Consider the following 23670-nt stretch of genomic DNA (forward strand, 5'->3'; position numbering starts at 1 on the left):
ATCCCCCCCTTCCCCCCCCCCTCCTCTTTCCTCTCCCCTCTCCCCCCCTCCCCCCCCCCCCCCCCTCCCCCCCCGACCCCCCCGTGAGGAAAACACCCCCCGGGGCCGTCGGAGGCGGTGCCCGCGGATCAGGCTCCCGGGCGGACCGGGATGGTGCTCACGAACGGCTGGGCGGGGCCGGGGTCGGTGAAGAAGTCGTTGCCCTTGTCGTCCACCACGATGAACGCCGGGAAGTCCTCCACCTCGATCCTCCAGACCGCCTCCATGCCCAGCTCCTCGTACTCCAGGACCTCGACCTTCTTGATGCAGTCCTGCGCCAGCCGGGCCGCCGGGCCGCCGATCGAGCCCAGGTAGAAGCCGCCGTGCGCGGCACACGCGTCCGTGACCTGCTGGGAGCGGTTGCCCTTGGCCAGCATGACCTTCGAGCCACCGGCCGCCTGGAACTGCTCGACGTACGCGTCCATCCGGCCCGCCGTGGTCGGGCCGAACGAGCCCGACGCGTACCCCTCGGGCGTCTTGGCCGGGCCCGCGTAGTAGACCGGGTGGTTCTTCAGGTACTCGGGCATCTCCTCGCCCGCGTCCAGCCGCTCCTTGATCTTCGCGTGCGCGATGTCACGGGCGACGACCAGCGTGCCGGTCAGCGAGAGCCGGGTCTTGACCGGGTGCTTGGTCAGCTCGGCCAGGACGTCGTCCATGGGCCGGTCGAGGTCGATGGCGACCGCGTCCAGGTCCGGGCCCGCGCCCTTGGTCAGCTCCTCGGCGGTGGTGTCCGGGAGGAAGCGCGCCGGGTCGGTCTCCAGCTGCTCCAGGAAGACGCCCTCCGGCGTGATCTTCGCGAGCGCCTGGCGGTCGGCCGAGCAGGAGACGGCGATCGCGACCGGGCAGGACGCGCCGTGCCGCGGCAGCCGGACGACCCGTACGTCGTGGCAGAAGTACTTGCCGCCGAACTGCGCGCCGATCCCGATCTTCTGCGTCAGCTCGAAGACCTTCTCCTCCAGCTCCTGGTCACGGAAGCCATGGCCGGTTGGGGAGCCTTCGGCGGGCAGCTCGTCCAGGTAGTGCGCGGAGGCGTACTTCGCGGTCTTCAGCGCGTACTCGGCGCTGGTGCCGCCGACCACGATCGCCAGGTGGTACGGCGGGCAGGCGGAGGTGCCCAGGGAGCGGATCTTCTGCTCCAGGAACTTCATCATCGACGCCTCGTTCAGCACCGCCTTCGTCTCCTGGTAGAGGAAGGACTTGTTCGCCGAGCCGCCGCCCTTGGCCATGAAGAGGAACTTGTAGGCGCCCCCGTCGGTCGCGTACAGCTCGATCTGCGCGGGCAGGTTGGAGCCGGTGTTCTTCTCGTCCCACATGGTCAGCGGGGCCATCTGGGAGTAGCGCAGGTTGAGCTTGGTGTACGCGTCGTAGACGCCGCGCGACAGGGCCTCCTCGTCGGCGCCCGCCGTCAGCACGTTCTGGCCGCGCTTGCCCATGACGATCGCGGTGCCGGTGTCCTGGCACATCGGCAGCACCCCGGCCGCCGCGATGTTGGCGTTCTTCAGCAGGTCCAGCGCCACGAAGCGGTCGTTCGCGCTGGCCTCGGGGTCGTCGAGGATGCGGCGCAGCTGGGCGAGGTGATCGGGGCGCAGGTAGTGCGAAATGTCGTGCATCGCCTCGGCCGCGAGCGTGCGCAGCGCCTCCGGCTCGACCTTGAGGAAGGTGCGCCCGTCGGCCTCGAAGGTGCTCACGCCCTCGGAGGTCACCAGACGGTACTTCGTCCGGTCTTCTCCCAGGGGCAGCAGGTCCGAATAGGCAAACTCTGGCATCGCGGCCATTCCTTACTCGACGGGGGCTACGGCTGACTTCGTCGACAGCGCGTGCATAAGCGTAGAACGCGGCGGGGGAGCGGGGGCTTGTGAGGTAAGGCTCACTAGAGGCCGCTCGCCGGAGGCCCGCCGCATATTGTGTCGCGACCTACCCCTAGTCGCGATCTATCGCGTCTGGGTAGTCTGGTCGCGTGGATGAGCAGCAGTCGCAGCAGCCGGTCCCCCTGACCAAGTCCGCCCCCGCCCCGGCGTCGGCCCCGATGTCGGCCCCGGCGCCGGTCGCGGTGCCTGACGCGGGGCGCGTCGCCGAGGCGGAGATCCGCGCGTCCGACGCGGATCGCGACCGGATCGCGGACATCCTGCGGGAGGCCCTCGCCGAGGGGCGGCTCGAACCCGAGGAGCACGCCGAGCGGATCGACGCGGTCTACCGTGCCAAAACCCTCGGCGAGCTGGAGCCCCTGGTCCGGGACGTGCCCGCGGGCCCGGTCCGCGCCGCGGCGGGTCTGCCCTCCGATGCGGCGTCCGGTCCCGCCGCCGGTCCCGAGAACCTGATCGCGGTCTTCGGTGGCTCCGTACGCAAGGGCCGCTGGCGGCCCCGTCGCCGTACGCACGCCTTCGCGGTCTTCGGCGGCGTCGAGATCGACCTCACCGAGGCGGTCTTCGAGCAGCGGGAGATCGTCATCCAGGCGTGGGCCGTGTTCGGCGGGGTGGAGATCAGGGTTCCGGAGAACGTCTCGCTGCACGGTTCGGGCTCCGGCGTATTCGGCGGCGTGGACGTCGCGGAATGCGAGGCTCCGGACCCCGACGCGCCGGTGATCCGGGTCAGCGGATTCGCGCTCTTCGGCGGGATCGAGGCCAAGCCGAAGCGCGGGAAACGTGTGAAGAACCTCAGGTCATAAGGGCTGAACAGCCGCTGTGCATACGTAATTTCTGGGTGGGGCAACCGTGTGCATAAGCGTGCGCACAGCGGGTAAGGCTTGGTGCATCGTCTCCCGCACGGCTGATGGGGGTGCACAGGGGGCCGCATCGCGGGAGACGGGCAAGGGTGAACACCGGAGCCGTCGTCAGGAGTAGACCGTGCTGCAACCGCATCAGCCCCTGCTGGACGCCGCCGTGCCCCCGCAGCGCACCCCCGCTCGGGAACAGGCCGGCCCCTGGCACTCGGAGGCGGTGTGCCGCCGGGACGAGGCCGGGCTGTTCTTCGCTCCGTCCAAGGAGCCCACGGCTGCCAGGCTGTCGCGGGAAGAGGCCGCCAAGCGCGTCTGTGCGCGCTGCCCGGTCATGGTCGAGTGCCAGGAGCACGCGCTGCTCCAGCCCGAGCCGTACGGTGTGTGGGGCGGGCTGACCGCGGCCGAGCGCCGGGTGGTGCTGGCCCGCCGTCGCCGTCGCGAGGCGGAACTGCAGCGCGCCGTGCGCGTCGCCGCCGCCGGGTGAATTCTTCGGGTCACGGGCCGGGCCCCGCCGAGCGGCGGAGTCCGGCCCGTGTCGTATCCGGCGTACGACGCGGCTGTGTGACGTACGACGCGTCTCCGGCGTAGGACGCGTGCTAGCGCGGGCGCTCGAAGTCGACCGAGGCGTAGGCGCGCAGCTTGGACAGCTTGTGGGTGGAGTCGATCTGCCGGATCGTCCCGGACTTCGACCGCATGACCAGCGACTGCGTGGTGGCGGTGTCCGCGCGGTACCGCACCCCGCGCAGCAGATCGCCGTCGGTGATGCCGGTGGCGACGAAGAACACGTTGTCGCCGCTGACCAGGTCGTCGGTCTGGAGGACCTGGTCGAGGTCGTGGCCCGCGTCGATGGCGCGCTGGCGCTCCTCGTCGTCCTTCGGCCACAGCTTGGTCTGGATCGTGCCGCCGAGGCACTTGATCGCGCAGGCCGCGATGATGCCCTCCGGAGTGCCGCCGACGCCCAGCAGCAGATCCGCGCCGGTGCCCTCGCGCACCGCCATGATCGCGCCGGCCACGTCGCCGTCGGAGATGAACTTGATCCGGGCGCCCGCCTCCCGGATCTCCTTGACCAGGCCCTCGTGGCGGGGACGGTCCAGCACCACCACGGTGACGTCCTCGGGGCTGGACTTCTTCGCCTTGGCGATCCGCCGGATGTTCACCCCGGGCGGCGCGGTGATGTCGACGAACTCGGCCGCCTCGGGGCCGGTGACCAGCTTGTCCATGTAGAAGACGGCCGACGGGTCGAACATGGTGCCCCGCTCGGCGACGGCGAGCACGGAGACCGCGTTGGCCATGCCCTTGGCGGTCAGCGTGGTGCCGTCCACCGGGTCCACGGCCACGTCGCACTCCGGGCCGGTCCCGTCGCCGACGCGCTCTCCGTTGAAGAGCATCGGCGCTTCGTCCTTCTCGCCCTCGCCGATGACCACGACGCCGTTCATCGACACGGTGTGGACGAGGGAGCGCATGGCCTTCACGGCGGCGCCGTCCGCGCCGTTCTTGTCGCCGCGGCCCACCCAGCGGCCGGATGCCATGGCGCCCGCCTCGGTGACCCTGACCAGCTCAAGGGCGAGGTTGCGGTCGGGAGCCGCGGGACTGACCTCGAGCTGGGACGGAAGATGATGCTCGGTCATCGGAGCGCACCTTTCTGTACGGCGACGAACCGCAGAATGTGAGGGTGCTCATGACCTTATCCGTTCATTGTGAAAGTGAGCAGAGGACCCCACGCATGAGCACGGCCCTGTCACGGCCCTGTTGCCGGGTGCCGCGAGGCGATGAGGGACGATAGGGGGCGTGGCAGGTATGCGTGGCAAAGAGACGGTGCGGGACATGGTCCTGTCGCTGACGGTGATTGGTGTCGTCGCGGCGGCCATCTACGTCTTCGGCATTCCGCACGACGACAGTGACAAGGGCAAGGGCGTCCGGACGGTCGACTACCGGGTGGAGGTGGACACCGCCCGGCGCGCGGCGCCGTACCCGGTCGCCGCCCCCGAGAAGAGCAGCCTGCCCAAGGGGTGGCGGGCGACCTCGGTGACGTACCAGCCCGGCACCACCGAGGACAAGGGCGCGGCCTGGCATCTGGGCTTCCTCGACCAGGACGAGGAGTACATCGCGATCGAGCAGAGCGATGGCAAGCCGGTCCCCTTCATCGAGGACGTCACCCAGCAGGCGCGGGAGACGAAGGCCAAGCAGAAGATCGGCGGCCATGAGTGGGTCCGCTACGAGGGCGACAAGTACGACGCCCTGGTGCGCCGCGAACCGGGTGTGACCACGGTCGTCACTGGCACCGCGTCGTACGGGCAGCTCGCGAAGATGGCCGCCGCGCTCAAGGCCGAGAAGGCCGAGAAGGCCGAGGGCGCGGAGAAGACCGCGAAGGGCTGACCGGACAGCGGCGCGCCCCTTCGGCGAGCTCGCCGAAGGGGCGCGAAGGCGTCTCCGTCCCGGAGCGCATCAAACGGTCGTGACGACCTGGTCGTAGTCCAGGCGCGGGCTGCGCGGCTTCCAGGCGTCCTCGCTCGGCTTACCGATGTTGACGACCATCAGCGGGGTGTGGTCGTCGTCCAGGAACTCCTTCTGGATCCCGGCCGGGTCGAACCCGGTCATCGGACCGGCGGCCAGACCGGCGGCGCGGACGCCCACGATGAAGTAACCGGCCTGCAGCGAGGCGTTGAACCCGGCGGCGTGCTCACGGGTGCCGCGCTCGCTGAAGAAGACGTCCTTGATCTGCGGGGCGTGCGGGAAGAGCGCGGGCAGCTCCTCGTGGAACTCGTTGTCCGCGGCGAGGATCGCGACCAGCGGCGCGGACGCCGTCTTGGGCTGGTTACCCTCGGCCATGTGCGGCACCAGACGCTCACGCGCCTCGGCGGAGCGGACCAGGACGATGCGCAGCGGCGACTGGTTGAACGCGGTGGGGGCGTACTTCACCAGGTCGTAGATGGCCTGCACCTGCTCCTCGGAGACCGGCTCGTCGGTGAAGGCGTTGGCGGTGTGGGCCTCACGGAAGAGCAGGTCCTGAGCGGCCGGGTCGAGTGCGAGCGTCATGGTAAACCTCCTGGTCACGGTGGTGATATCAGCGTTGCCTGACTCCACTGTACGAGATTTACATTAATCTTCAACTAAAACCGGGGCACCGTGCCCCGAATCACAGCGACCCGGTCCGGGCCACCAGCCCTCCGGCACTTGAGGAACGGGGCCCACTGTCCAGCCCCTCCGGCGTTTGAGGAGCGGGGTCCGGGGCGGAGCCCCGGGAACAACCCCTCGCCGGTCAGCCCTCGCCGCCCCCGTCGGCGTCGCCGTCGCCATCCGGCGACTGCGCCAGCGCCGCGTCGAGCCGCGCCCGCGCGCCCTCCAGCCAGCGCCGGCACACCGTGGCCAGCTCCTCGCCCCGCTCCCACAGGGCCAGCGACTCCTCCAGGCTGGTGCCGCCCGCCTCCAGCCGCCGCACGACCTCGACCAGCTCGTCCCGCGCCTGCTCGTAGCCGAGCGTCGCCTCCGCCGTCCCGGCCTGCTCGCCAGTCTTCTCGTCCGTCTTCGCCATGCCCCTCAGCCTATTCAGTGGGTCCGACAGCGGCCCGCACCGTGAACTCGCCTTCCGCGACCCGCGCCCGCAGCTCCTCGTCCGCCGACACCTCGGCCGCCGCCCGCACCACCGACCCGTCGGCGTGCTGGAGCACCGCATAGCCGCGGCGCAGCGTCGCGGCGGGGGAGAGGGCCACCACCCGGGCCTGGGTGTGCGCCAGCTCCGAGTCCGCCCGGTCGAGCAGATGCCCCAGACAGCGGCGGGCCCGGTCGAGCACCGAGGCGATCTGCTCCTCGCGCTCCTCCACCATCCGGTGCGGCTGCCGCAGAGACGGCCGGGCGAGCGCCGCCTCCAGCCCCCGCTCCTCGCGGTCCAGCAGCCCGTTCACACTGCGCAGCGCGCGCTCGCGCAGATGCTGGATGCGCACCAGCTCCTCGCCCACGTCCGGCACGGTCTTCTTCGCCGCGTCCGTGGGCGTGGAGGCGCGCAGATCGGCGACCAGGTCGAGCAGCGGGGAGTCCGGCTCGTGGCCGATCGCGGAGACCACCGGCGTACGGCACGCCGCGACGGTCCGTACCAGCTGCTCGTCCGAGAACGGCAGCAGGTCCTCCACGCTGCCGCCGCCGCGCGCGACCACGATCACGTCGACCTCGGGCCGCGCGTCCAGCTCCTTGACCGCCTCGATCACCTGCGGCACCGCGTGCGTGCCCTGCACCGCGACGTTGCGCACCTCGAAGCGGACGGCGGGCCAGCGCAGCCGGGCGTTCTCCAGTACGTCGCGCTCGGCGGCCGAGGCGCGGCCGCAGACCAGCCCTATCAGCTGCGGCAGGAACGGCAGCGGCTTCTTGCGCTCGGCGGCGAACAGCCCCTCGGCCGCCAGCGCCTTCTTCAACTGCTCCAGCCGCGCCAGCAGTTCCCCGACGCCCACCGGCCGGATCTCGGCGGCCCGCAGGGACAGCTGGCCGCGTGGCGCATACCACTCCGGCTTGGCGTGCACGACGACCCGGGCGCCCTCCGAGACCGTGTCCGCGATCTTGTCGAAGACGGCGCGGAAGCAGGTGACGGTCAGCGAGATGTCGTAACTGGGGTCGCGCAGCGTCAGGAAGACCACACCGGCGCCCGGCCGCCGGGACAGCTGGGTGATCTGCCCCTCGACCCACACCGCCCCGAGCCGGTCGATCCACCCCCCGATCAGCCGGGACACCTCGCCGACCGGGATCGGCGCTTCCACGGACGTGTTGACAGCCATGCCCGCGAGGGTATCGGCCACCACCGACAGAGCCCGTCGTCATCGCCCCTACGATGGGGGACATGACTGCAACCTCCGCCCGCCGGGTCCTGCTCGCTGCCCCGCGTGGCTACTGCGCGGGCGTCGACCGTGCCGTGATCGCCGTCGAAAAGGCCCTGGAGCAGTACGGCGCGCCGATCTACGTGCGCAAGGAGATCGTCCACAACAAGTACGTCGTCCAGACCCTGGAGAAAAAGGGCGCGATCTTCGTCGACGAGACGGAGGAGGTGCCCGAGGGGTCCATCGTGATCTTCTCGGCGCACGGCGTCGCCCCGGTCGTCCACGAGGAGGCCGCGGAGCGCAAGCTGGCCACCATCGACGCGACCTGCCCGCTGGTCACCAAGGTCCACAAGGAGGCCGTCCGGTTCGCCAAGGAGGACTACGACATCCTCCTGATCGGTCACGAGGGCCATGAGGAGGTCATCGGCACCAGCGGCGAGGCGCCGGACCACGTCACCCTGGTCGACGGCCCGGGCGATGTGAAGAACGTCGAGGTCCGCGACGAGTCCAAGGTCGTCTGGCTGTCCCAGACCACCCTCTCGGTCGACGAGACCATGGAGACCGTGGACGCGCTCCAGGACCGCTTCCCGCAGCTCATCAGCCCGCCCAGCGACGACATCTGCTACGCCACCCAGAACCGCCAGATCGCGATCAAGCAGGTCGCGGCCGAATCCGACCTGGTCATCGTCGTCGGCTCCAAGAACTCCTCCAACTCGGTGCGGCTGGTCGAGGTCGCGATCGGCGCCGGTGCCAAGGACGGGCACCTGGTCGACTACGCGAGCGAGATCGACGAGGCGTGGCTGGAGGGCGTGAGCACGGTCGGCGTGACCTCGGGCGCCTCCGTACCGGACGTGCTGGTCGAGGGCGTCCTGGAGTGGCTGGCGGAGCGCGGCTACGGGGACGTGGAGGTCGTGCAGCCCATGCAGGAGACCATGACCTTCTCGCTGCCCAAGGAACTGCGCCGGGACCTGCGGTCCGAGGCCGCCCAGGCTGCCGGAACCGCCGCCGCGGCCACCGGGACGGACGGCGCGGAGCGGTGACCCACAGCAGCGGCAGCGGCCCGGCCGCGCGGGTGTTCGGCGTGGACATCGGCGGGTCCGGGATCAAGGGCGCACCGGTGGACCTGGACCGCGGTGACCTGGCCGAGGAGCGCCACAAGGTGCTCACCCCGCACCCGTCCACGCCCGAGGCGGTCGTGGACGGTGTGGTGGAGGTCGCCGGGCACTTCGGCTGGTCCGGGCGGCCCGTCGGGGTGACCTTCCCGGGCGTGGTGACGGACGGGACGACCCGTACCGCCGCGAACGTCGACAAGAGCTGGATCGGCACCGACCTGGCGGGCGTGCTCGGCGAGCGGCTGGGCGCACCGGTCACCGTGCTGAACGACGCGGACGCGGCCGGGGTCGCCGAGATGACCTTCGGCGCGGGCCGCGGCCGCCGGGGCACCGTGATCGTGCTCACCCTCGGCACCGGCATCGGCAGCGCGGTCTTCACCGGCGGCCGGCTGGTGCCCAACACCGAGCTGGGCCATCTGGAGCTGGACGGCCACGAGGCGGAGAAGCGCGCCTCCACCAAGGTGCGGGAGGATCACGACCTGAGCTGGCCGGACTGGGCGCACCGGGTGCAGAAGTACCTGGCGCACCTGGAGATGCTGTTCTCGCCCGAGCTGTTCGTGATCGGCGGCGGGGTGAGCCGCAAGGCGCACAAGTTCCTGCCGCTGATCGAGGACATCAGGGCCGAGATCGTCCCGGCGCAGTTGCAGAACAACGCGGGGATCGTGGGTGCCGCGATGGCCGCGGCTGACGCTGCTGACGGCGCCGCCGCTGCCGCGCCATGAGGGCGACCCTGCGGACGAGGACGATCACGGCGGTCAGCAGCGTACCGGCGTAGAGCCAGCCCGCGTTCAGCGAGAGCGCGGTGAACACGCCCAGCGCCTGGCCCGCGAACCCCTCGCTGCCGTCGTTGATCGGCAGCAGCCCGGCCGTGAAGGCGATCGGCACCCCGATCGCCCCCGGGAACAGGTCGGCGGGCCGTACCCACATCCCGCAGCCCGCGCACGCCAGCAGGAAGAACACCCCGTACGCGGTGGGCGACCCGGACAGCAATAACGCGTCCAGGCAGCCGAAGGCGAACATCGCGAGCGCGGTCAGCAGCCCCGCGCCCAGGGCGGTGAGCCGGGCGCTGGGCAGGGTGAACGGACGGTCGCGCAGCGCGGCGGCCGCGCCCAGCAGCCCGCCGCGTGCGCCCGGGCGTGCCACCGGCCGCGCGCCGCGCCCCGCGCCGCCCGCGCCCGGCCCCCGGCTTCTGCCCTGTCCCCCGCTCCTGCCCGGGTACGTGTCGTCCGCCGCCGGTCGGGGCGAGGGGGCTGCCGCCCGGCGGGGCGTACGTGTCCTGTAGTGCTCCACCAGACCAACGTAGGTGGGCGGAGGGCTGGAATCCGGACTGGGACACGCCTTTCGCGGGACCTTGGCAGTCTGTTCGACTGATTGTCAGCCCGGGAGGGTGACGATCCGCCCGGGCGGGTGACGCGAGGCGGCCCCGTAGACTGGTGGACCGGCCCCGCGGGGCCGCGCCTCTGTCCTTGCATTCGATCCCGCTACGGGAAGCTACGGGAAGTCGCCAACGTGTCGCTCACGATCGGAATCGTCGGTCTGCCGAATGTCGGCAAGTCGACCCTGTTCAACGCCCTGACCAAGAACGACGTGCTGGCGGCCAACTACCCGTTCGCCACCATCGAGCCCAACGTCGGTGTCGTCGGCGTCCCCGACCCCCGCCTCGACAAGCTCGCCGAGCTGTTCGGCTCGGCCCGCAAGCTGCCCGCCACCGTCGACTTCGTCGACATCGCCGGGATCGTCAAGGGCGCCTCGGAGGGCGAGGGCCTGGGCAACAAGTTCCTGGCGAACATCCGCGAGTCCGACGCCATCTGCCAGGTCATCCGCGCCTTCAAGGACGAGAACGTCGTCCACGTCGACGGCAAGATCTCGCCCAAGAGCGACATCGAGACGATCAACACCGAGCTGATCCTGGCCGACCTCCAGACCGTCGAGAAGGTGCTGCCGCGCCTGGTCAAGGAGTCCCGGATCCAGAAGGACAAGCAGGCCCAGGTCAAGGCCGTCGAAGAGGCCAAGGCCATCCTCGAAGAGGGCCGCACCCTCTTCTCCGCCGGAATCGTCCAGGGCAGCGAGCGCGCCGCCGTCCTCCACGACCTGCACCTGCTCACCACCAAGCCGTTCCTCTACGTCTTCAACGTCGACGAGGACGAGCTGACCGACGACGCCTTCAAGGCCGAGCAGCGCGCCCTCGTCGCCCCCGCCGAGGCGATCTTCCTCAACGCCAAGCTCGAAGCCGACCTCGCCGAGCTGGACGACGAGGAGGCCCTCGAACTCCTCCAGTCCGTAGGCCAGACCGAACCCGGCCTCGCCACCCTCGCCCACGTCGGCTTCAACACCCTCGGCCTCCAGACCTACCTCACGGCAGGCCCCAAGGAGTCCCGCGCCTGGACCATCTCCAAGGGCGCCACGGCCCCCGAGGCGGCCGGTGTCATCCACACCGACTTCCAGAAGGGCTTCATCAAGGCCGAGGTCATCTCCTTCGACGACCTGGTCGAGACGGGCTCCGTCGCCGACGCCCGCTCGGCGGGCAAGGCGCGCATGGAGGGCAAGGACTATGTGATGCGCGACGGCGACGTGGTGGAGTTCCGCTTCAACGTTTAGCCAAATTCCGGTCCAACCTATGGTGTGAAGAAGTAGGGGGTCGCTGAATGGCTGATGTCACCTTTCTGAGTCAGGCTGAACCAGTTGATGAGTACGGTCGTGCTCTTTACGCGGTGTCGCGATCAATTCTGAGGGCTCACTTCGATGAGTTGTCGCAAGCGGACCTCGAAGACCTCAATTGCGATCGGGCGGACGTCACGTTTCGGCAGCTCGCCAAACTCGCTCGCCTCCACCGCGACAAGGGATCGCGCGGAGATGGGTTTGAGTGGGCCGTTCACGAGGCGATTGTCGGCGGCGAACCACGCGTTGTCGATCTAGTCAGCGAAGCGCTCAGGAAGGTGAGTCCTAGGTCATTCGCCGACTTGGACAGGCCGACGTCCCTGATGTTCGGTCACGAGCGTGCACACAACCTCGGATTCACTGACGCTATTGTCAACAATGCGAGTGGTGACGCGGTGTTGCTGCCTGACGGCTCAGGTCGGCCATTCGCATTTGGTTCCTGGGTGCCGATCGCTGCTCGCGGTGTCGCCGCCGAGCCTCAGCTTCGGGAACGGATCAAGAAGGTGTGGAAGACTGATCTGTTCCTAAGTAGTGCCGAGAAGGCGCGGTTTGCCGCCACGACTGTCAAGAGTAATTGGCATCAACTCGAAGACGGTAACGGGCTCCGGGTGGCGATTGTTCCCCAGGCGCTAGACCTTTCGGCGGGATATCAGAGGTGGAAGAGTCTCCACCTGGTCGCGCTCCCAGACCCGGACGGCTTCATGGGCTTGTTCAATGATGCGTATGAGGCAGTTGCCGAAGCGGTTCTGACGGTTGGCAGGCACGATCGTGCGCCCTATTACTACAAGCCGAGTGCCAAGGCCCAGAAGATCCAGGCGCAACTGGAGAAGTATGGGAAGGTGAGGGTGGTCGACATACTTGACGCCCTGAATGAAGCGGCGCAGCAGAACCTAATTACTGTCGATCGAAAGCTCATGTCGGTGGAAGCGCCTACGTGGCTGAATATCAACGAAAAACGCACGCCCATCATCGCGCCGAGACCGTCCTTCGAGAAGCTCGACTGATCTCGCAGGTGTGTCAACAGCTGTGAAAGCGTCACCTACCGGACACTCGCAGCCGACGACCTCTACTGTCACGGTCCCTCGACGCGAGACACTCCCAGCTCCCAGCGGCCTCGAAAATGAGGCAGTGAGTAAGCGAACGGGCTGGTGGTGGGAGGTCATCGGTTGCTAGACGGTGCGGATGACAGGGGCGGGTTTGATGTCCTGGGCGTCGATGAGGGTGCGGATGTCGTTCGGGTCCGTGGTCCAGATGATGGCGCCGAGGCTGGCTGCCATGGTCACGACGGTGGCATCGACGATGTCGGAGGTGCCGGCCTTGCCGCAGAGGATGCCTGCGGCTTTGGCCGTTTCGAGGCCGACGGGTACGACGAGGCACCCGGCGAGGAACTTGCCGAGTCTGACCTGGCGGCGGGAGTCCCGCCAGGCCTGGCTGACGACGATGGACGGGACGTGGATGTCTCTGCCGTCTTCGAGGGCCAGGCTGTGGCGGGCCCACATGCGTCGGTCGTCGTTGTCGATGGCGATGAGTACCCCGGCGTCGTACAGGTAGGGGATGTTCACGCGGCTGAGGCTCCCGAGCTGCTGAGGTACTCGGCGTCGGCGGCGGCCAGGTCCGCGCGGGCGGCGGCGAGCTCTTCCGGGGTGAAGGCGCCGTGTTCCGCCTGCCACTCCTGGATGACGGCCCGGCCGGCCCGCAAGCGCAGCTCGCGTTCGGCAGCTCCGGCGACGAGGCGGGAGAGCGGGATGCCTTCTTCCTCGGCGGCTCCGGCCAGGGCTTCGACCAGAGATTCGTCGAGAGTGATAGTCACCTTCTTGGTAGCCATACATCAACCATAGCGCGGTATGGCCCTCGGCGCTGATGTCGCCTTCACATCCGGTGTTCGCGCGCAGGCCCGTGCGGACACCGGACGTCCGAAGACTGCGCACGCACGGCCCTCGGAGACCGGTTCCTGCATCGCGGGCCCTTCTTCCGCCCCCTCGTCCACGGTGATAGCCGCAATCACCGCCGACGGAGGAGGAGCCAGATGAAGACCGGCCTCACTGATGCAACCGATGCGGAACACGGTGCGGCAAGCCCCTGCCCCAGCCGTCGGCAGGGGCTGCGCACCATCGTCGGCACCGGGGCGGGCAACGCGCTCGAGTGGTATGACTGGAACGTCTACGCGCTCTTCGCGCTCTTCGTCGCCGAGCAGTTCTTCAACCCGGAGGACGCGTTCTCCGGGCTGCTCGCGACGCTCGCGGTGTTCGCCGTGGGGTTCGTGATGCGTCCGCTCGGCGGCCTCCTGTTCGGCTGGATCGGCGACCGGTTCGGACGACGGGCGGCGCTGATGCTGTCGATCGTCCTCGGTGCCGTCGGCTGTCTGCTGATCGGTGTCGCTCCCTCGTACGCGAGCGTGGGGGCGACGGCATCGGTGGTGCTCCTGATCGCCCGGCTGCTGCAGGGGCTGGCGTACGGGGGTAAGGCGGGAGCTTCGTACACCTACATCTCCGAGTCGGCTCCCGCACACCGCCGGGGTCTGTGGTCGAGCGCGATCTATGTCTCCGGCGTCGCGGCCATCCTCCTGGGGACGCTGCTCGGCGCCACGCTGACCAGCGTGCTCACCGAGCAGCAGATGTCGGCCTGGGGCTGGCGGGTGCCGTTCCTCGTCGGCGGGGTGCTCGGCGTCGTCACCCTCTTCCTGCGCCGCACGCTCAGCGAGACACCGCAGTACGAGCGGGAGCGGGCCAGGGCCCGGGTCTCGATCGCCCGGGGCCTGTGGGAGAACCGCTTCGCGGCCCTCCGGGTCATCGGGCTCGTCGTCGGCGTCACCACGTTCTTCTACGCGTGGGTGACCGACGCACCGGCGTACGCGATCACTGTGAAGCACATGGAGTCCTCCGCCGCGCTGTGGTCCGGTGTCATCTCGTCCGCCGTCACGATCGCGGCGTTGCCGTTCGCCGGGGCGCTGTCCGACCGGTTCGGGCGACGGCCGAACTTCCTCGTCTTCACGCTCGGCGCCGCGGCCCTGTCGTTCCCCCTGAACCGCCTCATCCAGGGCGAGATGTGGCAGCTGACCCTGGCCATGTCGATCGCGGGCGTGCTGCTGGCCATCGTCACGTCGATCCTGCCGGCCTTCCTCGCCGAGCTGTTCCCCCACACACGTGCGTGCGTCGGGGATCGGGCTGCCCTACTCGGTCGCGGTGGGGCTCTGCGGCGGCACCGCGCCGTACCTCCAGACCTGGCTGGGCAGTACGGGGCACGGCGATCTCTTCATCGGCCACACCGTCGTCCTGCTGCTGATCGCCTCCGACGCCATGCCGCTCCAGGGCACCGACGGGAAGCCGCTGACGGGAACGGAATGGCCGCCGCCGTCCGACGCGGTCACCCATCCCCGCAGCACGGGTACCTTCGCCCGGACCCTGCGCGTCTACGTCCGGGAAACCGGCCTGCTCCCCCTCCCGGAAGCCATCCGCCGCGCCACGCTGCTGCCCGCGCGGGTGCTGGAGCGCGCGTGCCCCTATGCCCGCCGCAAGGGGAGGCTCCAGCCCGGCGCCGACGCGGACCTCGTCGTCTTCGACCCGCTCACCGTCCACGACCGGTCCACCTACGAACACCCGACGCGCCCTTCTCAGGGGTTCCGGCACGTGCTGGTGGGCGGGGAGTTCGTGGTGCGCGACGGGGAGATCGACCTCGACGCGATGCCCGGCCGCCCGCTGCGCGGGGCCCGCGGATGACTGCTGGGGGAGACTCGGCCGACGCCGGTCGTCCGCCGCGCTCTGCCCGATGTTCCATGCCACAGCTGAGAGGAACGCCATGTCACTGACCGGCCGGAAGGTCGTCGTCTTCGCCCTCGGCGGCACCATCGCCACCACCGCGGACCCACTGACCGGCGAGTTGACGCCCGCCCTGTCGGCGGAGCAGCTCCTGCACTCCGTGAGGGGAATCGACGCCTTGGGCGTCGAGCTGCGTGTCCATGATTTCCGCCGTCTGCCCAGCGCCTCGCTGTCGCCGGCGGACCTCGACGAGCTCCACGCCGCCATCAGGGCGGAGCTGGACTCCGGGCGGGTGGACGGCGTGGTGGTCGTCCAGGGAACGGACACCATGGAGGAGACGGCCTTCTACCTCGACCTGCTGCACCGAGGCGAGGAGCCGGTCGTCTTCACCGGGGCGATGCGCGACACGACCAAGGCAGGCCCCGACGGACCGGCCAACCTGTACGCCGCCGTCGTCGCGGCAGCCGGACCGTGGCTGCGGGGGGCGGGCTGCGTCGTTGTCCTCGGCGACGAAGTGCACGCCGCGCGAACGGTCCAGAAGAGCCACACGACCAGCACCGCCGCCTTCACCTCCCCCGGCTCCGGCCCGCTCGGGCTGGTGGCCGAGGCACGGGTGCGGCTCCACCAGCGACTGCCCCACAGGACCAGCCTCCCGGCCGACGCCGCCGCCGACAACGCCGCCGCCGACGGAACGGCGGGCCCGCGCCCGGCGCGGGTCGCGCTGCACACCGTGGCCTTCGGGGACGACGGCACCCAACTCGACCTGCTGGACGGCCAGTGCGACGGGCTCGTCATCGCGGCCCTCGGTGCCGGGCACGTACCCGAATGGCTGGTCCCCCGGCTCCGCCGCCTCGCGGACCGGATCCCCATCATCCTCAGCTCCCGCATCGCCAACAGCCCCGTACTCACCCGCACCTACGGCTACCCCGGCTCCGAGCAGGACCTCCTCGCCGCCGGGCTGATCCCCGGCGGCGACCTCAGCCCCTACAAGGCCCGCCTGCTCCTCCTCCGCCTCCTCACCACCGGCTGCCACGACCGCACCCGCATCGCCCAAGCCTTCGCGGCCATCGCCGAGCGCGACGGGTAGGGCTTATCGCGTACCGCGGCCGATTTTCACCACCTTGGACGCCCTCAGGACCTTGCCCGCCGCGTCCAGGGCCTTCACCTGGAAGTAGGGCCCCGGGGTGGGCGTCGTGACGGCCGTCTCGAAGCCGGTGCGCCGGGCGTGCCCGACGACCACCGACAGGGACCGGGGGTTCGGTCCCGCGAGCACCCGCCACGCTCTCGTCTGCGTCGATCCGTTCCAGGAGGCGTAGACGGTGCGGTGCCTTCCGGCGGTCCGCGCCGCCACGCTCGGCCGGTAGTAGGGGGTGCCGACCCAGGCGTTGCGGAAGGCGCGGTACGAGATGTTCGAGCCCGGCATCTGGGCGTCGTAGAGCAGGCCGCGCGAGGGGTTGTGCTCGGAGTTCCCCGCCCCCGCGTACTCGGAATAGTAGGAAGTCTGGCCCCACCCGATGAATTCGTTTCCGTTGGGCAGCGCCTGGGTGTTGCCCTGCGATGCCGCGAACAACGGTGGCTGATGGTAGTAGGCTCGGGCGACCTTCGCCTTGTGGTGGCGGAAGTCGAGGTCGAGGATCAGGCCGTGCGACTTCTGTTCGGGCGTGCCGTCCGGTTGGTTGCAGCATCCGTCGTCGAACATGCTGATCCGGTTCCCCGGCCGGAACCTCGCATCGTGTTGCCAGTAGAAGTGCGCGTTCCGGCCGAAGGTGAAATCACTCTTCTTGCCGCCGAGCTGCCAGCGGATCTTCCCCGTACTTCTGGAGATGTCGTAGACCGCCCACATATTGCGCGAGGAAACCAGCAGGCGGCCGTCCGGACCCTCGTCGATCGAGTTCAGATGGTAGGCGTCCCACACTCCGCCGGACGATGACGTATCGGAGGCCGACACGTGGGAATCGGCGGGGTCGATATGTTGCAGCGCGTCCCAGGAGAAGACGAGTCTTCCCGTGGCGAGGTCGACCTCCTGGATCTGGCTGTCCAGGATCGTTCCGTTTTTGGGTCCCCCGTAGGGGGTGAGGTCCAAGGGAACCGGCTTGGAGGCGAGGAACAGCGCGGTCCCCCTGCGGGTCAGCAGGAATTCATGCTCGTCCGGAGAGAATCCGTGATGCGCGAAAACCGTCCTGAGCAGGCGGTAGTGGGAGTCATAGATGTAGTAGCATCCGCCCGGTTCCGGCGCACCGGACGGCAGATTCGTATAGGTGGGCGGAATGGCGATGGACCCCTGCCACCAGGTCAGCACCGGCTGCGTCTTCCCGGTTCGCGGATTGTGATAGCTCTGAACCTTGAAGTCGGCGTTCTGGAGATGTGCGGAGGAGAGTGGCCGGAACCAGACCGGGTTTCCCGGGTTGTCGACCATCAGCGCCCCCGTCTGGCCGACGACCGTGCCCGTGCTGTAGGGCGCGACAAAGATTTTCCCCGGTGCCGTTCCCGGCTTGTGCCGGGTCACGGTGACCCGCATGGGATGGAGGCGCGGCGCCGATACGAAGTTCCACACATCCCTTCCCGAGGTGATCGGTGCCGGGGTGGTCGCACCGCGCGCCCTGCTGGAACTCTCCGTCGGCGGGGCGGGTTCCGTCGCGCATTCGTGAGGAGTGGTCACCCGTGAACCCGCCGCGGGCGCCGGAGGGCAACTCGCGCCGAGGAATGCCAGGGCCACCGCACCCACCGACACGGCGCGAGTGACCTCCTTTCCCATGCCGAGAGCCCACATCGTCTGCGCTGCCATTGCCGATCTCCCTTGTCCCGGGCGCCCCTGCCGGAATGAGGCGCGATCGTCCGACGTGAGCTTCCGCTCTCTGGCGACGGTAGGTATCGCGGCCGGACCGGATCCGCTGGACGCCACGCCGATGGGCCGTTCGGACGCCCACCACACCCGGGCGGACGCGGTGCAGCCGCCCGAATGGCCCAGAGGGCGGACTCCGGCGCGCGTGGCCCGGACCCGCTGCCTACCTCTCCAGAAAGTGCTGATGAGGCGGAGAAGGGATATGACCGAACCAGCCGGACGCACTCGGGGAATCCGTCGGATAGCGCGCCTGCGAAACCAGTGCAAATCTGTGGCAGGGCTGTTGCTGGTGGGTCTGCTCACCGCGGGAATCGCCGTGCACACGGGGAGATGCGACGGTCCCACGGGCCCGGAGGGAACGACAGCCAATGGGGACGTTGTGGGCACGCCCACGCCCTTGCGTAATGTACCCGGGGAAATTTCAGCGGTCGCAAACGGCAGTCTGCTCGTCTACCGCATTCCGGGCATCCGGGGAGATCAGGTCAATGCCACGGCCATGCTCTTCGTCCCCAAGGGGGTGGCTCCGGGGGGGCCGCTTCTGGTGTGGGGGCATGGAACGGTGGGATGGGTACCGCAATGCGCTCCGAGCGTCCAGCTCTAGGAATTTCGAGAGGGGGCCTCGTCTGTGCTAGAGGGTAGTCGGATGGCTCGGCCCGCTGCCTGGCCTTCTACGTGGCGGACCTCTCGGCCATGCCTTCGCGGCCATCGCCGAGCGCGACGGGTAGGGCTCATCGCCGCTACACGGCAGCGGCTCGTGCTGACGCTCGTCAGCCGCTTCGGGGTGGCGCGAGCTTGTCCAGGTCGAGGCTGATCTTGAACGGCACCGGGCGCTGGAGAGACCGTCGGAAGATGCCCGCGGGCGCATAGGCGCCGGTCGGTTCGTCGAGTTCGTATACGTGGACGACGGGTGCTCCGTCTTCGTCCTCGATGCACCAGTAGTGCGGGATGCCGGCCTCGGCGTACTTGCGCAGCTTGACCGTACGGTCCCGGTGTGCGGACTCGGGGGAGACGACCTCCACCACGAGCTGGACATCCTCCGGAGCGAACCAAGTGCGGTCGGGGTCGTAGGCTGCCGTGGCCACCAGGAGGTCGGGCTCCGGACGATTACGCGCGTCAAGCCGGATCGTCATCTCCCGTTCGGCCTCGAATCCGTCTGCTGCCTGGTCCATCAGGGCGGTGGTCAGGTTGGTGACGAGGCGACCATGCCATGACCTCTGTGGGGACATCATGAAGACGAGGGCCCCGTCGATCAGCTCAGTGTGGCGGGGCGCCTCGGGAAGGCGGTCCAGATCCTCCGCGAACCAGCCCTCCGCACGCGGCGGGCGCATCCAGTCGGGCAGTGCGGTCATGGCTCAACCCTAGCGAGGCGGGAGGACCCGGGCCACGGGTTCCCTGGCGGAGGGTGACGGGCGTCATCGCTTCGGCTTGCCCTTGTCGTACAGCCAGGTGTCGAAGAGCTTGCTCAGGTCCTTGCCGGACAGGCGCTCGGAGAGGGCGATGAACTGACGCGTGTCGGCGTTGCCGTGGCGGTGGGCCTTCAGCCAGGTGCGGAGGATGCGGAAGAAGGTGCGGTCGCCGACGGTGCGGCGGAGTTGGTGGAGGGCCATCGCGCCGCGGCCGTAGACGGGTGGGTCGGAGACGCGGCCGGGGGAGGGCGGGGCGGCGGGTGGGAAGGCCCAGATGCCCTTGCTCTCCTCGTCCGCGCCGTCGTAGAAGTCGTCGAAGGTCTGCTGGGCGGTGCGGCCGTGGTGCTGTTCGGTCCAGAGCCACTCGGCGTACGTGGCGAAGCCCTCGTTGAGCCACATGTCCTTCCAGACGCGCGGGGTGACCGAGTCGCCGAACCACTGGTGGGCCATTTCGTGGACGATCAGGCGATCGTCGGGGACGGTGGGGAAGTAGGGCTTGGTCTGGGTCTCCAGGGCGTAGCCGAGGCCGGGGAGGGGGTCGACGATGGCGCCGGTGGAGGAGAAGGGGTAGGGGCCGAAGGTGCGGCTCTCCCATCGGGTGATCTTGGTGATCTGGGCGGGGATCGCGCGGGACTCGTCGGCCTCGGTGGGGTCCACGGCGACGTACTGGGGGAGGCCGTCGGCGGTGGTGGTGTGGACGTCGAAGCGGCCGATGGCGACGGTGGCCAGGTAGGTGGCCATGGGCTGGCGGGTGCGCCAGTGGTGGGTGGTGCGGCCGTGGCGGGTGTCGCGGCGGGTGAGTTCGCCGTTGGAGACGGCCGTGTAGCCCCGGGGGACGGTGACGGCGATGTCGTACGTGGCCTTGTCGGAGGGGTGGTTGTTGCTCGGGAACCAGGTCATGGAGCCGGTCGGTTCGCCGAGACCGACCGCGCCGTCGGAGGTCCGGAGCCAGCCCTCGTGGGAGCCGTCGGGGTCGGTGAGGGTCTTCGGCTTGCCGTCGTAGGTGACGGTGGTCGTGAAGGTGCGGTCCTCGGGGAGGGCGGTGGCGGGGGTGAGGATCAGCTCGGTGCCGTGGCGGGAGGCGCGGGCAGGGCGGCCGTTCACGGTGGTGTCGCGGACGTGCAGCCCGGCGAAGTCGAGGTGGAACGAGCTGAGGGCCCGGGTGGCGCGGGCGGTGATCCGGGCGGTGCCGCGCAGCCGGTGGGTGCCGGGCGTGTAGTCGAGGGCGAGGCGGTAGTGGGTGACGTCGTAGCCGCCGTTGCCGAGCTTCGGGAAGAGGGGGTCGCCCGCGCCCGCCGCACCCGGTCGGGCTCCGGCGCCGGGACCGGTGCAGGCGGTGCACGACGTGGCCAGGAGGAGCAGGGCGGTGAGGAGGAGCGGCGCGGGTCGCTGGGGCACGGGTCTCCTCGGGTGGGCAGCCTGTGGGCTGGTGATCGTTAACAAAGCGGGTGAACCGGATCCCGGTCGATATAAACGTCTCCGAACTGCAGTTCACCACTTCTAGTGAAGCTCTGGCCGTCAGTTGCTATGGACAACCGTCGGTTGTCAAGCTGTTGCTGACTGTCAACCACTGGGAGTGCACGTGGCCTTTGGTGACCAGCCCGCATACCTCCGTGTCGCCGACGACCTCCGGAAGAAGATCGTCGCGGGCGATCTGCCACCGCATGCCCGCCTCCCCTCTCAGGCGCGGATCCGCGAGGAGTACGGGGTGTCCGACACCGTCGCCCTCGAGGCCCGCAAGGTGCTGATGGCCGAGGGCCTGGTCGAGGGCCGCTCCGGGTCGGGTACGTATGTCCGTCCGCAGCTCGTCCCGCGCCGTCTGATGCGCACCGGCTATCACCCCCGGGGCGAGTCCAGCCCGTTCCGGCAGGAGCAGGGGGACGACGGGGTCAGCGGTACGTGGGAGTCCGCGAGCGAGCAGGAGGAGGCGAGCCCGGAGATCGCCGAGCGGCTGCGGGTCGAGCCGGGGGGGCGCGTCATGCGCACCCGGTATCTCTTCCGGGCGGCAGGCGATCCGGTGATGCTCTCCACGTCCTGGGAGCCGCTCACCGTCACCGGCCGTACGCCCGTGATGCTGCCCGAGGAGGGGCCGCTGGCCGGGCGCGGGGTGGTCGACCGGATGGCGGCCGTCGACGTGGTGGTGGACAACGTGGCGGAGGAGGTCGGGGCGCGTCCGGGCCTCGCCGAGGAGGTGCTGGCGCTCGGCGCGGTGCCGGGCCATGTGGTGCTCGTGGTCTCCCGTACGTACTTCGCGGGCGGCCGACCGGTGGAGACGGCCGACGTGGTGACGCTGGCCGAGCGCTACCGGGTCGCGTACCACCTGCCGGTGAAGTGACGCGGCTCGCAAGGCCACTTGCCGGTGAAGTGACGCGGCTCGCAAGGCCGCCTGCCGGTGGAGTGACGCGGCTCAACGGCCACCGGCCCGGGGGCTGTGTTTACCGCGAGTTGACGTCCGCCCCTTCGCCGTAACGGACCGGCAACGCCGCCCCGCGGCCTGCCGACATGTGACCGGCCTAGCTTCCTCAGGCGTACCGCTCCCGCGCCGAACGACAGGGGAAGCCGCCATGACGGACACGGTCACACCTGAGCAGCAAGAGGCGGTCGGAGCCCGCGCGCCGCGGCGCAGTTACGCCCGGCTCGCCGCCGACGAGAGCCGCGAGGACTATTCGCTGCGCTACGCGCCGCACTCCTACCGCCGCTGGTCGCCGACCATGGTCGCGTCGACGGCGCTCGGCGGTATCGCCTATCTCGCCGACTTCGCGATCGGTGCGTCCATCGTCTTCACGTACGGCTTCACCAGCGGTCTCGCCTCGATCCTCACCGCGGCGACGATCATCTTCCTGACCGGTATCCCGATCGCGCGTGCCTGCGCGACGTACGGGCTGGACATGGATCTGATCACCCGCGGTGCCGGGTTCGGCTACTTCGGATCGACTCTGACCTCGCTCATCTACGCGAGCTTCACCTTCATCTTCTTCGCGCTGGAGGGCTCGATCATGGCGCAGGCCATGCATCAGGCCCTCCACATCCCGCTCCCGATCGGCTATCTGCTCACCACTCTGATCGTCATCCCGATCGTGTTCCGCGGGATGGGAGCGCTGGCCAAGGTGCAGGCGTGGACCCAGCCGCTGTGGCTGATCGGGCTGGTGCTGCCGTTCGTGGTGCTCGCCTTCGAGCGGCCGGACGCCTGGGCCTCGTTCGCCTCCTTCGGCGGTACGGAGGGGGCGGGCTCCGGCTTCGACTGGATCGGGTACGGGCTCGGCACCGGCGTGGCGCTGTCGCTGATCGCCCAGATCGGCGAGCAGGCCGACTATCTGCGCTTCATGCCCGCCAAGACCGAGCAGAACCGGCGGCGCTGGAATCTGGCGGTGCTGGCCGCCGGGCCCGGCTGGGTGGTGATCGGCGCGGCCAAGCAGCTCGGCGGCGCGTTCCTGGCCTTCGTGGCGCTCGGCGCGGTCGGCACGACCCACGCCCTGGAGCCCATCGCCCCGCAGATCGAGGCGCTGAAGCCCTGGCTCGGCTCGGTCGCGCTGCCCGCCGCCGCGCTGTTCGTCGTGGTCTCCCAGATCAAGATCAATGTGACCAACGCCTACAGCGGCTCGCTGTCCTGGTCCAACTTCTTCTCCCGGGTGACCCACCGTCACCCCGGCCGGGTCTGGTACATCTTCCTCAACCTCGCCATCGCGCTGGCGCTGATGGAGATGAACATGTTCGCGGTGCTCAACAAGCTGCTGGGCTTCTACTCCAACGTCGGCATCGCCTGGATCGCGGCGGTCACCGCCGATCTGGTGATCAACAAGCCGCTGGGGCTGAGCCCGAAGTACATCGAGTTCAAGCGCGCGTATCTGTATCCGGTGAACCCGGCGGGGTTCGGCGCGATGGTGATCGCCTCGACGGTTTCGATCACCGCCTTCTTCGGGGCGTTCGGGGAGGTGGCCGAGGCGTTCTCCACCTTCCTCGCCTGCGGTCTGGCGCTGGTGCTCTGCCCGCTGCTGGCCTGGCTCACCCGGGGCCGCTACTACCTGGCCCGGCCGAACCCGGTGAACGGGCCGGGGGTGGAGGTGCCGGACATCACCGCCGCCCACACCTGTGCCGAGTGCGAGACGGCGTACGAGCTGCCGGACATCGCCGACTGCCCGGTGCGGGCCGGGGCGGTCTGCTCGCTGTGCTGCTCGCTGGATGCCGAGTGCGGCGACGCCTGCCGCAAGGGCCCGCGGGGCGCGGCGCCGGTGCTGCTGCCGGTGCCGAGGGTGCGCGCGAGCGACGGCTGAGGGCGAAGGACAAGGCGGTAAGAGGGACGAGCCGAGTAAAGGGCCGGTAATTTATTCGGCTGGTCTTTC

The 23670-nt window shown here is 69.6% G+C and carries 22 protein-coding genes and 1 pseudogene; 12 read left to right on the forward strand and 11 right to left on the reverse strand.

The annotated features are described in order from the left end of the window. Positions 1-128: 128 nt before the first annotated feature. Positions 129-1805, reverse strand: a complete 1677-nt coding sequence (locus ACZ59A_RS10850; RefSeq protein ID WP_470956371.1) for a fumarate hydratase — start codon at positions 1803-1805, stop codon at positions 129-131. Between the two features lie 260 nt (positions 1806-2065). Between ACZ59A_RS10850 and ACZ59A_RS10855 the strand changes: the two genes are divergently transcribed. After that, the gene (locus ACZ59A_RS10855) at positions 2066-2704 is read left to right on the forward strand and encodes a DUF1707 SHOCT-like domain-containing protein (RefSeq protein WP_470957875.1); all 639 of its coding nucleotides are present in this window, start codon (positions 2066-2068) and stop codon (positions 2702-2704) included. A gap of 178 nt (positions 2705-2882) precedes the next feature. After that, positions 2883-3239 carry a WhiB family transcriptional regulator gene (locus ACZ59A_RS10860; RefSeq protein WP_468051270.1) on the forward strand — a complete coding sequence of 119 codons (357 nt, stop codon included), beginning with the start codon at positions 2883-2885 and terminating at the stop codon, positions 3237-3239. A 112-nt stretch (positions 3240-3351) separates the two neighbouring features. Here ACZ59A_RS10860 and glpX read toward each other — a convergent pair whose 3' ends face one another. Continuing rightward, complete coding sequence (gene glpX, locus ACZ59A_RS10865; protein WP_470956374.1) at positions 3352-4383, reverse strand: class II fructose-bisphosphatase; 1032 nt, start codon at positions 4381-4383, stop codon at positions 3352-3354. Positions 4384-4552: 169 nt separating this feature from the next. Between glpX and ACZ59A_RS10870 the strand changes: the two genes are divergently transcribed. Next, complete coding sequence (locus ACZ59A_RS10870; RefSeq protein WP_470957877.1) at positions 4553-5131, forward strand: DUF4245 domain-containing protein; 579 nt, start codon at positions 4553-4555, stop codon at positions 5129-5131. 69 nt (positions 5132-5200) lie between these two features. On the opposite strand, the gene ACZ59A_RS10875 is transcribed toward ACZ59A_RS10870, so the two are convergent. From ACZ59A_RS10875 to xseA, 3 genes are all read right to left on the reverse strand, one after another. Next, positions 5201-5791 (reverse strand): malonic semialdehyde reductase, encoded by a 591-nt coding sequence (locus ACZ59A_RS10875; protein ID WP_470956377.1) that lies wholly within the window; start codon positions 5789-5791, stop codon positions 5201-5203. A gap of 223 nt (positions 5792-6014) precedes the next feature. Continuing rightward, a complete protein-coding gene (locus ACZ59A_RS10880) occupies positions 6015-6287 on the reverse strand; it encodes an exodeoxyribonuclease VII small subunit (protein WP_470956380.1) in 273 nt (90 codons plus the stop codon). A gap of 10 nt (positions 6288-6297) precedes the next feature. Next, positions 6298-7518 carry an exodeoxyribonuclease VII large subunit gene (xseA, locus tag ACZ59A_RS10885; RefSeq protein ID WP_470956383.1) on the reverse strand — a complete coding sequence of 407 codons (1221 nt, stop codon included), beginning with the start codon at positions 7516-7518 and terminating at the stop codon, positions 6298-6300. A gap of 53 nt (positions 7519-7571) precedes the next feature. On the opposite strand from xseA, the gene ACZ59A_RS10890 reads away from it, so the two are divergent. Both ACZ59A_RS10890 and ppgK read left to right on the forward strand, forming a co-directional pair. Then, positions 7572-8597 carry a 4-hydroxy-3-methylbut-2-enyl diphosphate reductase gene (locus ACZ59A_RS10890; RefSeq protein ID WP_470956386.1) on the forward strand — a complete coding sequence of 342 codons (1026 nt, stop codon included), beginning with the start codon at positions 7572-7574 and terminating at the stop codon, positions 8595-8597. Continuing rightward, the gene (gene ppgK, locus ACZ59A_RS10895) at positions 8594-9391 is read left to right on the forward strand and encodes a polyphosphate--glucose phosphotransferase (protein WP_468051287.1); all 798 of its coding nucleotides are present in this window, start codon (positions 8594-8596) and stop codon (positions 9389-9391) included. Before ACZ59A_RS10890 ends, ppgK begins: the two co-directional genes overlap by 4 nt. On the opposite strand, the gene ACZ59A_RS10900 is transcribed toward ppgK, so the two are convergent. Continuing rightward, positions 9285-9959: a DUF6542 domain-containing protein gene (locus ACZ59A_RS10900; protein WP_470956389.1), complete on the reverse strand. Its 675-nt coding sequence runs from the start codon at positions 9957-9959 to the stop codon at positions 9285-9287. The genes ppgK and ACZ59A_RS10900 overlap by 107 nt on opposite strands. Positions 9960-10178: 219 nt before the next feature. Here ACZ59A_RS10900 and ychF point away from each other — a divergent pair, with 219 nt between their 5' ends. Then, complete coding sequence (ychF, locus tag ACZ59A_RS10905; protein WP_470956393.1) at positions 10179-11267, forward strand: redox-regulated ATPase YchF; 1089 nt, start codon at positions 10179-10181, stop codon at positions 11265-11267. A 47-nt stretch (positions 11268-11314) separates the two neighbouring features. Beyond that, a complete protein-coding gene (locus tag ACZ59A_RS10910; RefSeq protein ID WP_470956396.1) occupies positions 11315-12331 on the forward strand; it encodes a hypothetical protein in 1017 nt (338 codons plus the stop codon). Positions 12332-12496: 165 nt separating this feature from the next. Here the strand turns inward: ACZ59A_RS10910 and ACZ59A_RS10915 are convergent, their stop codons facing one another. Together ACZ59A_RS10915 and ACZ59A_RS10920 are read right to left on the reverse strand one after the other, a co-directional pair. Then, complete coding sequence (locus ACZ59A_RS10915) at positions 12497-12889, reverse strand: PIN domain-containing protein (RefSeq protein ID WP_470956399.1); 393 nt, start codon at positions 12887-12889, stop codon at positions 12497-12499. Further along, positions 12886-13152 carry a hypothetical protein gene (locus ACZ59A_RS10920; RefSeq protein ID WP_093779986.1) on the reverse strand — a complete coding sequence of 89 codons (267 nt, stop codon included), beginning with the start codon at positions 13150-13152 and terminating at the stop codon, positions 12886-12888. The genes ACZ59A_RS10915 and ACZ59A_RS10920 overlap by 4 nt, the downstream gene beginning before the upstream one ends. Positions 13153-13353: 201 nt before the next feature. On the opposite strand from ACZ59A_RS10920, the pseudogene ACZ59A_RS10925 reads away from it, so the two are divergent. The 3 genes and pseudogenes from ACZ59A_RS10925 to ACZ59A_RS10935 all read left to right on the forward strand — a co-directional run. Beyond that, positions 13354-14412: pseudogene (locus tag ACZ59A_RS10925) on the forward strand (MFS transporter); the annotation flags it as partial. Between the two features lie 58 nt (positions 14413-14470). After that, positions 14471-15043: an amidohydrolase family protein gene (locus ACZ59A_RS10930; RefSeq protein WP_470956402.1), complete on the forward strand. Its 573-nt coding sequence runs from the start codon at positions 14471-14473 to the stop codon at positions 15041-15043. Between the two features lie 79 nt (positions 15044-15122). Continuing rightward, complete coding sequence (locus tag ACZ59A_RS10935; protein WP_470956405.1) at positions 15123-16169, forward strand: asparaginase; 1047 nt, start codon at positions 15123-15125, stop codon at positions 16167-16169. A 3-nt stretch (positions 16170-16172) separates the two neighbouring features. Here ACZ59A_RS10935 and ACZ59A_RS10940 read toward each other — a convergent pair whose 3' ends face one another. The 3 genes from ACZ59A_RS10940 to ACZ59A_RS10950 all read right to left on the reverse strand — a co-directional run bounded on the left by ACZ59A_RS10940 (position 16173) and on the right by ACZ59A_RS10950 (position 20728). Then, positions 16173-17984, reverse strand: coding sequence for an arylsulfotransferase family protein (locus ACZ59A_RS10940; protein WP_470956408.1), 1812 nt, complete (start codon positions 17982-17984; stop codon positions 16173-16175). 707 nt (positions 17985-18691) lie between these two features. Further along, positions 18692-19273 carry a Uma2 family endonuclease gene (locus ACZ59A_RS10945; RefSeq protein ID WP_470956410.1) on the reverse strand — a complete coding sequence of 194 codons (582 nt, stop codon included), beginning with the start codon at positions 19271-19273 and terminating at the stop codon, positions 18692-18694. Between the two features lie 63 nt (positions 19274-19336). Beyond that, entirely contained in the window at positions 19337-20728 is a 1392-nt protein-coding gene (locus ACZ59A_RS10950; protein ID WP_470956413.1) for a M1 family metallopeptidase, read from the reverse strand. A gap of 184 nt (positions 20729-20912) precedes the next feature. Between ACZ59A_RS10950 and ACZ59A_RS10955 the strand changes: the two genes are divergently transcribed. Both ACZ59A_RS10955 and ACZ59A_RS10960 read left to right on the forward strand, forming a co-directional pair. Beyond that, positions 20913-21665, forward strand: coding sequence for a GntR family transcriptional regulator (locus ACZ59A_RS10955; RefSeq protein ID WP_470956416.1), 753 nt, complete (start codon positions 20913-20915; stop codon positions 21663-21665). 229 nt (positions 21666-21894) lie between these two features. Beyond that, positions 21895-23601, forward strand: a complete 1707-nt coding sequence (locus ACZ59A_RS10960) for a purine-cytosine permease family protein (RefSeq protein ID WP_470956419.1) — start codon at positions 21895-21897, stop codon at positions 23599-23601. Positions 23602-23670 lie beyond the last annotated feature (69 nt).

It is taken from the genome of Streptomyces sp. NPDC040405 (assembly GCF_055595765.1).

Excerpts from the sequence above, each read along its gene's own strand:
- ACZ59A_RS10855 (WP_470957875.1), top strand. The coding sequence starts at position 2,066 with ATGTCGGCCCCGGCGCCGGTCGCGGTGCCTGACGCGGGGCGCGTCGCC.
- ACZ59A_RS10880 (WP_470956380.1), bottom strand. The coding sequence starts at position 6,287 with ATGGCGAAGACGGACGAGAAGACTGGCGAGCAGGCCGGGACGGCGGAG.
- ACZ59A_RS10960 (WP_470956419.1), top strand. The coding sequence starts at position 21,895 with ATGACGGACACGGTCACACCTGAGCAGCAAGAGGCGGTCGGAGCCCGC.
- xseA (WP_470956383.1), bottom strand. The coding sequence starts at position 7,518 with ATGGCTGTCAACACGTCCGTGGAAGCGCCGATCCCGGTCGGCGAGGTG.
- ACZ59A_RS10850 (WP_470956371.1), bottom strand. The coding sequence starts at position 1,805 with ATGCCAGAGTTTGCCTATTCGGACCTGCTGCCCCTGGGAGAAGACCGG.
- ACZ59A_RS10920 (WP_093779986.1), bottom strand. The coding sequence starts at position 13,152 with ATGGCTACCAAGAAGGTGACTATCACTCTCGACGAATCTCTGGTCGAA.
- ACZ59A_RS10870 (WP_470957877.1), top strand. The coding sequence starts at position 4,553 with ATGCGTGGCAAAGAGACGGTGCGGGACATGGTCCTGTCGCTGACGGTG.
- glpX (WP_470956374.1), bottom strand. The coding sequence starts at position 4,383 with ATGACCGAGCATCATCTTCCGTCCCAGCTCGAGGTCAGTCCCGCGGCT.
- ACZ59A_RS10935 (WP_470956405.1), top strand. The coding sequence starts at position 15,123 with ATGTCACTGACCGGCCGGAAGGTCGTCGTCTTCGCCCTCGGCGGCACC.
- ACZ59A_RS10875 (WP_470956377.1), bottom strand. The coding sequence starts at position 5,791 with ATGACGCTCGCACTCGACCCGGCCGCTCAGGACCTGCTCTTCCGTGAG.
- ACZ59A_RS10945 (WP_470956410.1), bottom strand. The coding sequence starts at position 19,273 with ATGACCGCACTGCCCGACTGGATGCGCCCGCCGCGTGCGGAGGGCTGG.
- ACZ59A_RS10910 (WP_470956396.1), top strand. The coding sequence starts at position 11,315 with ATGGCTGATGTCACCTTTCTGAGTCAGGCTGAACCAGTTGATGAGTAC.
- ACZ59A_RS10890 (WP_470956386.1), top strand. The coding sequence starts at position 7,572 with ATGGGGGACATGACTGCAACCTCCGCCCGCCGGGTCCTGCTCGCTGCC.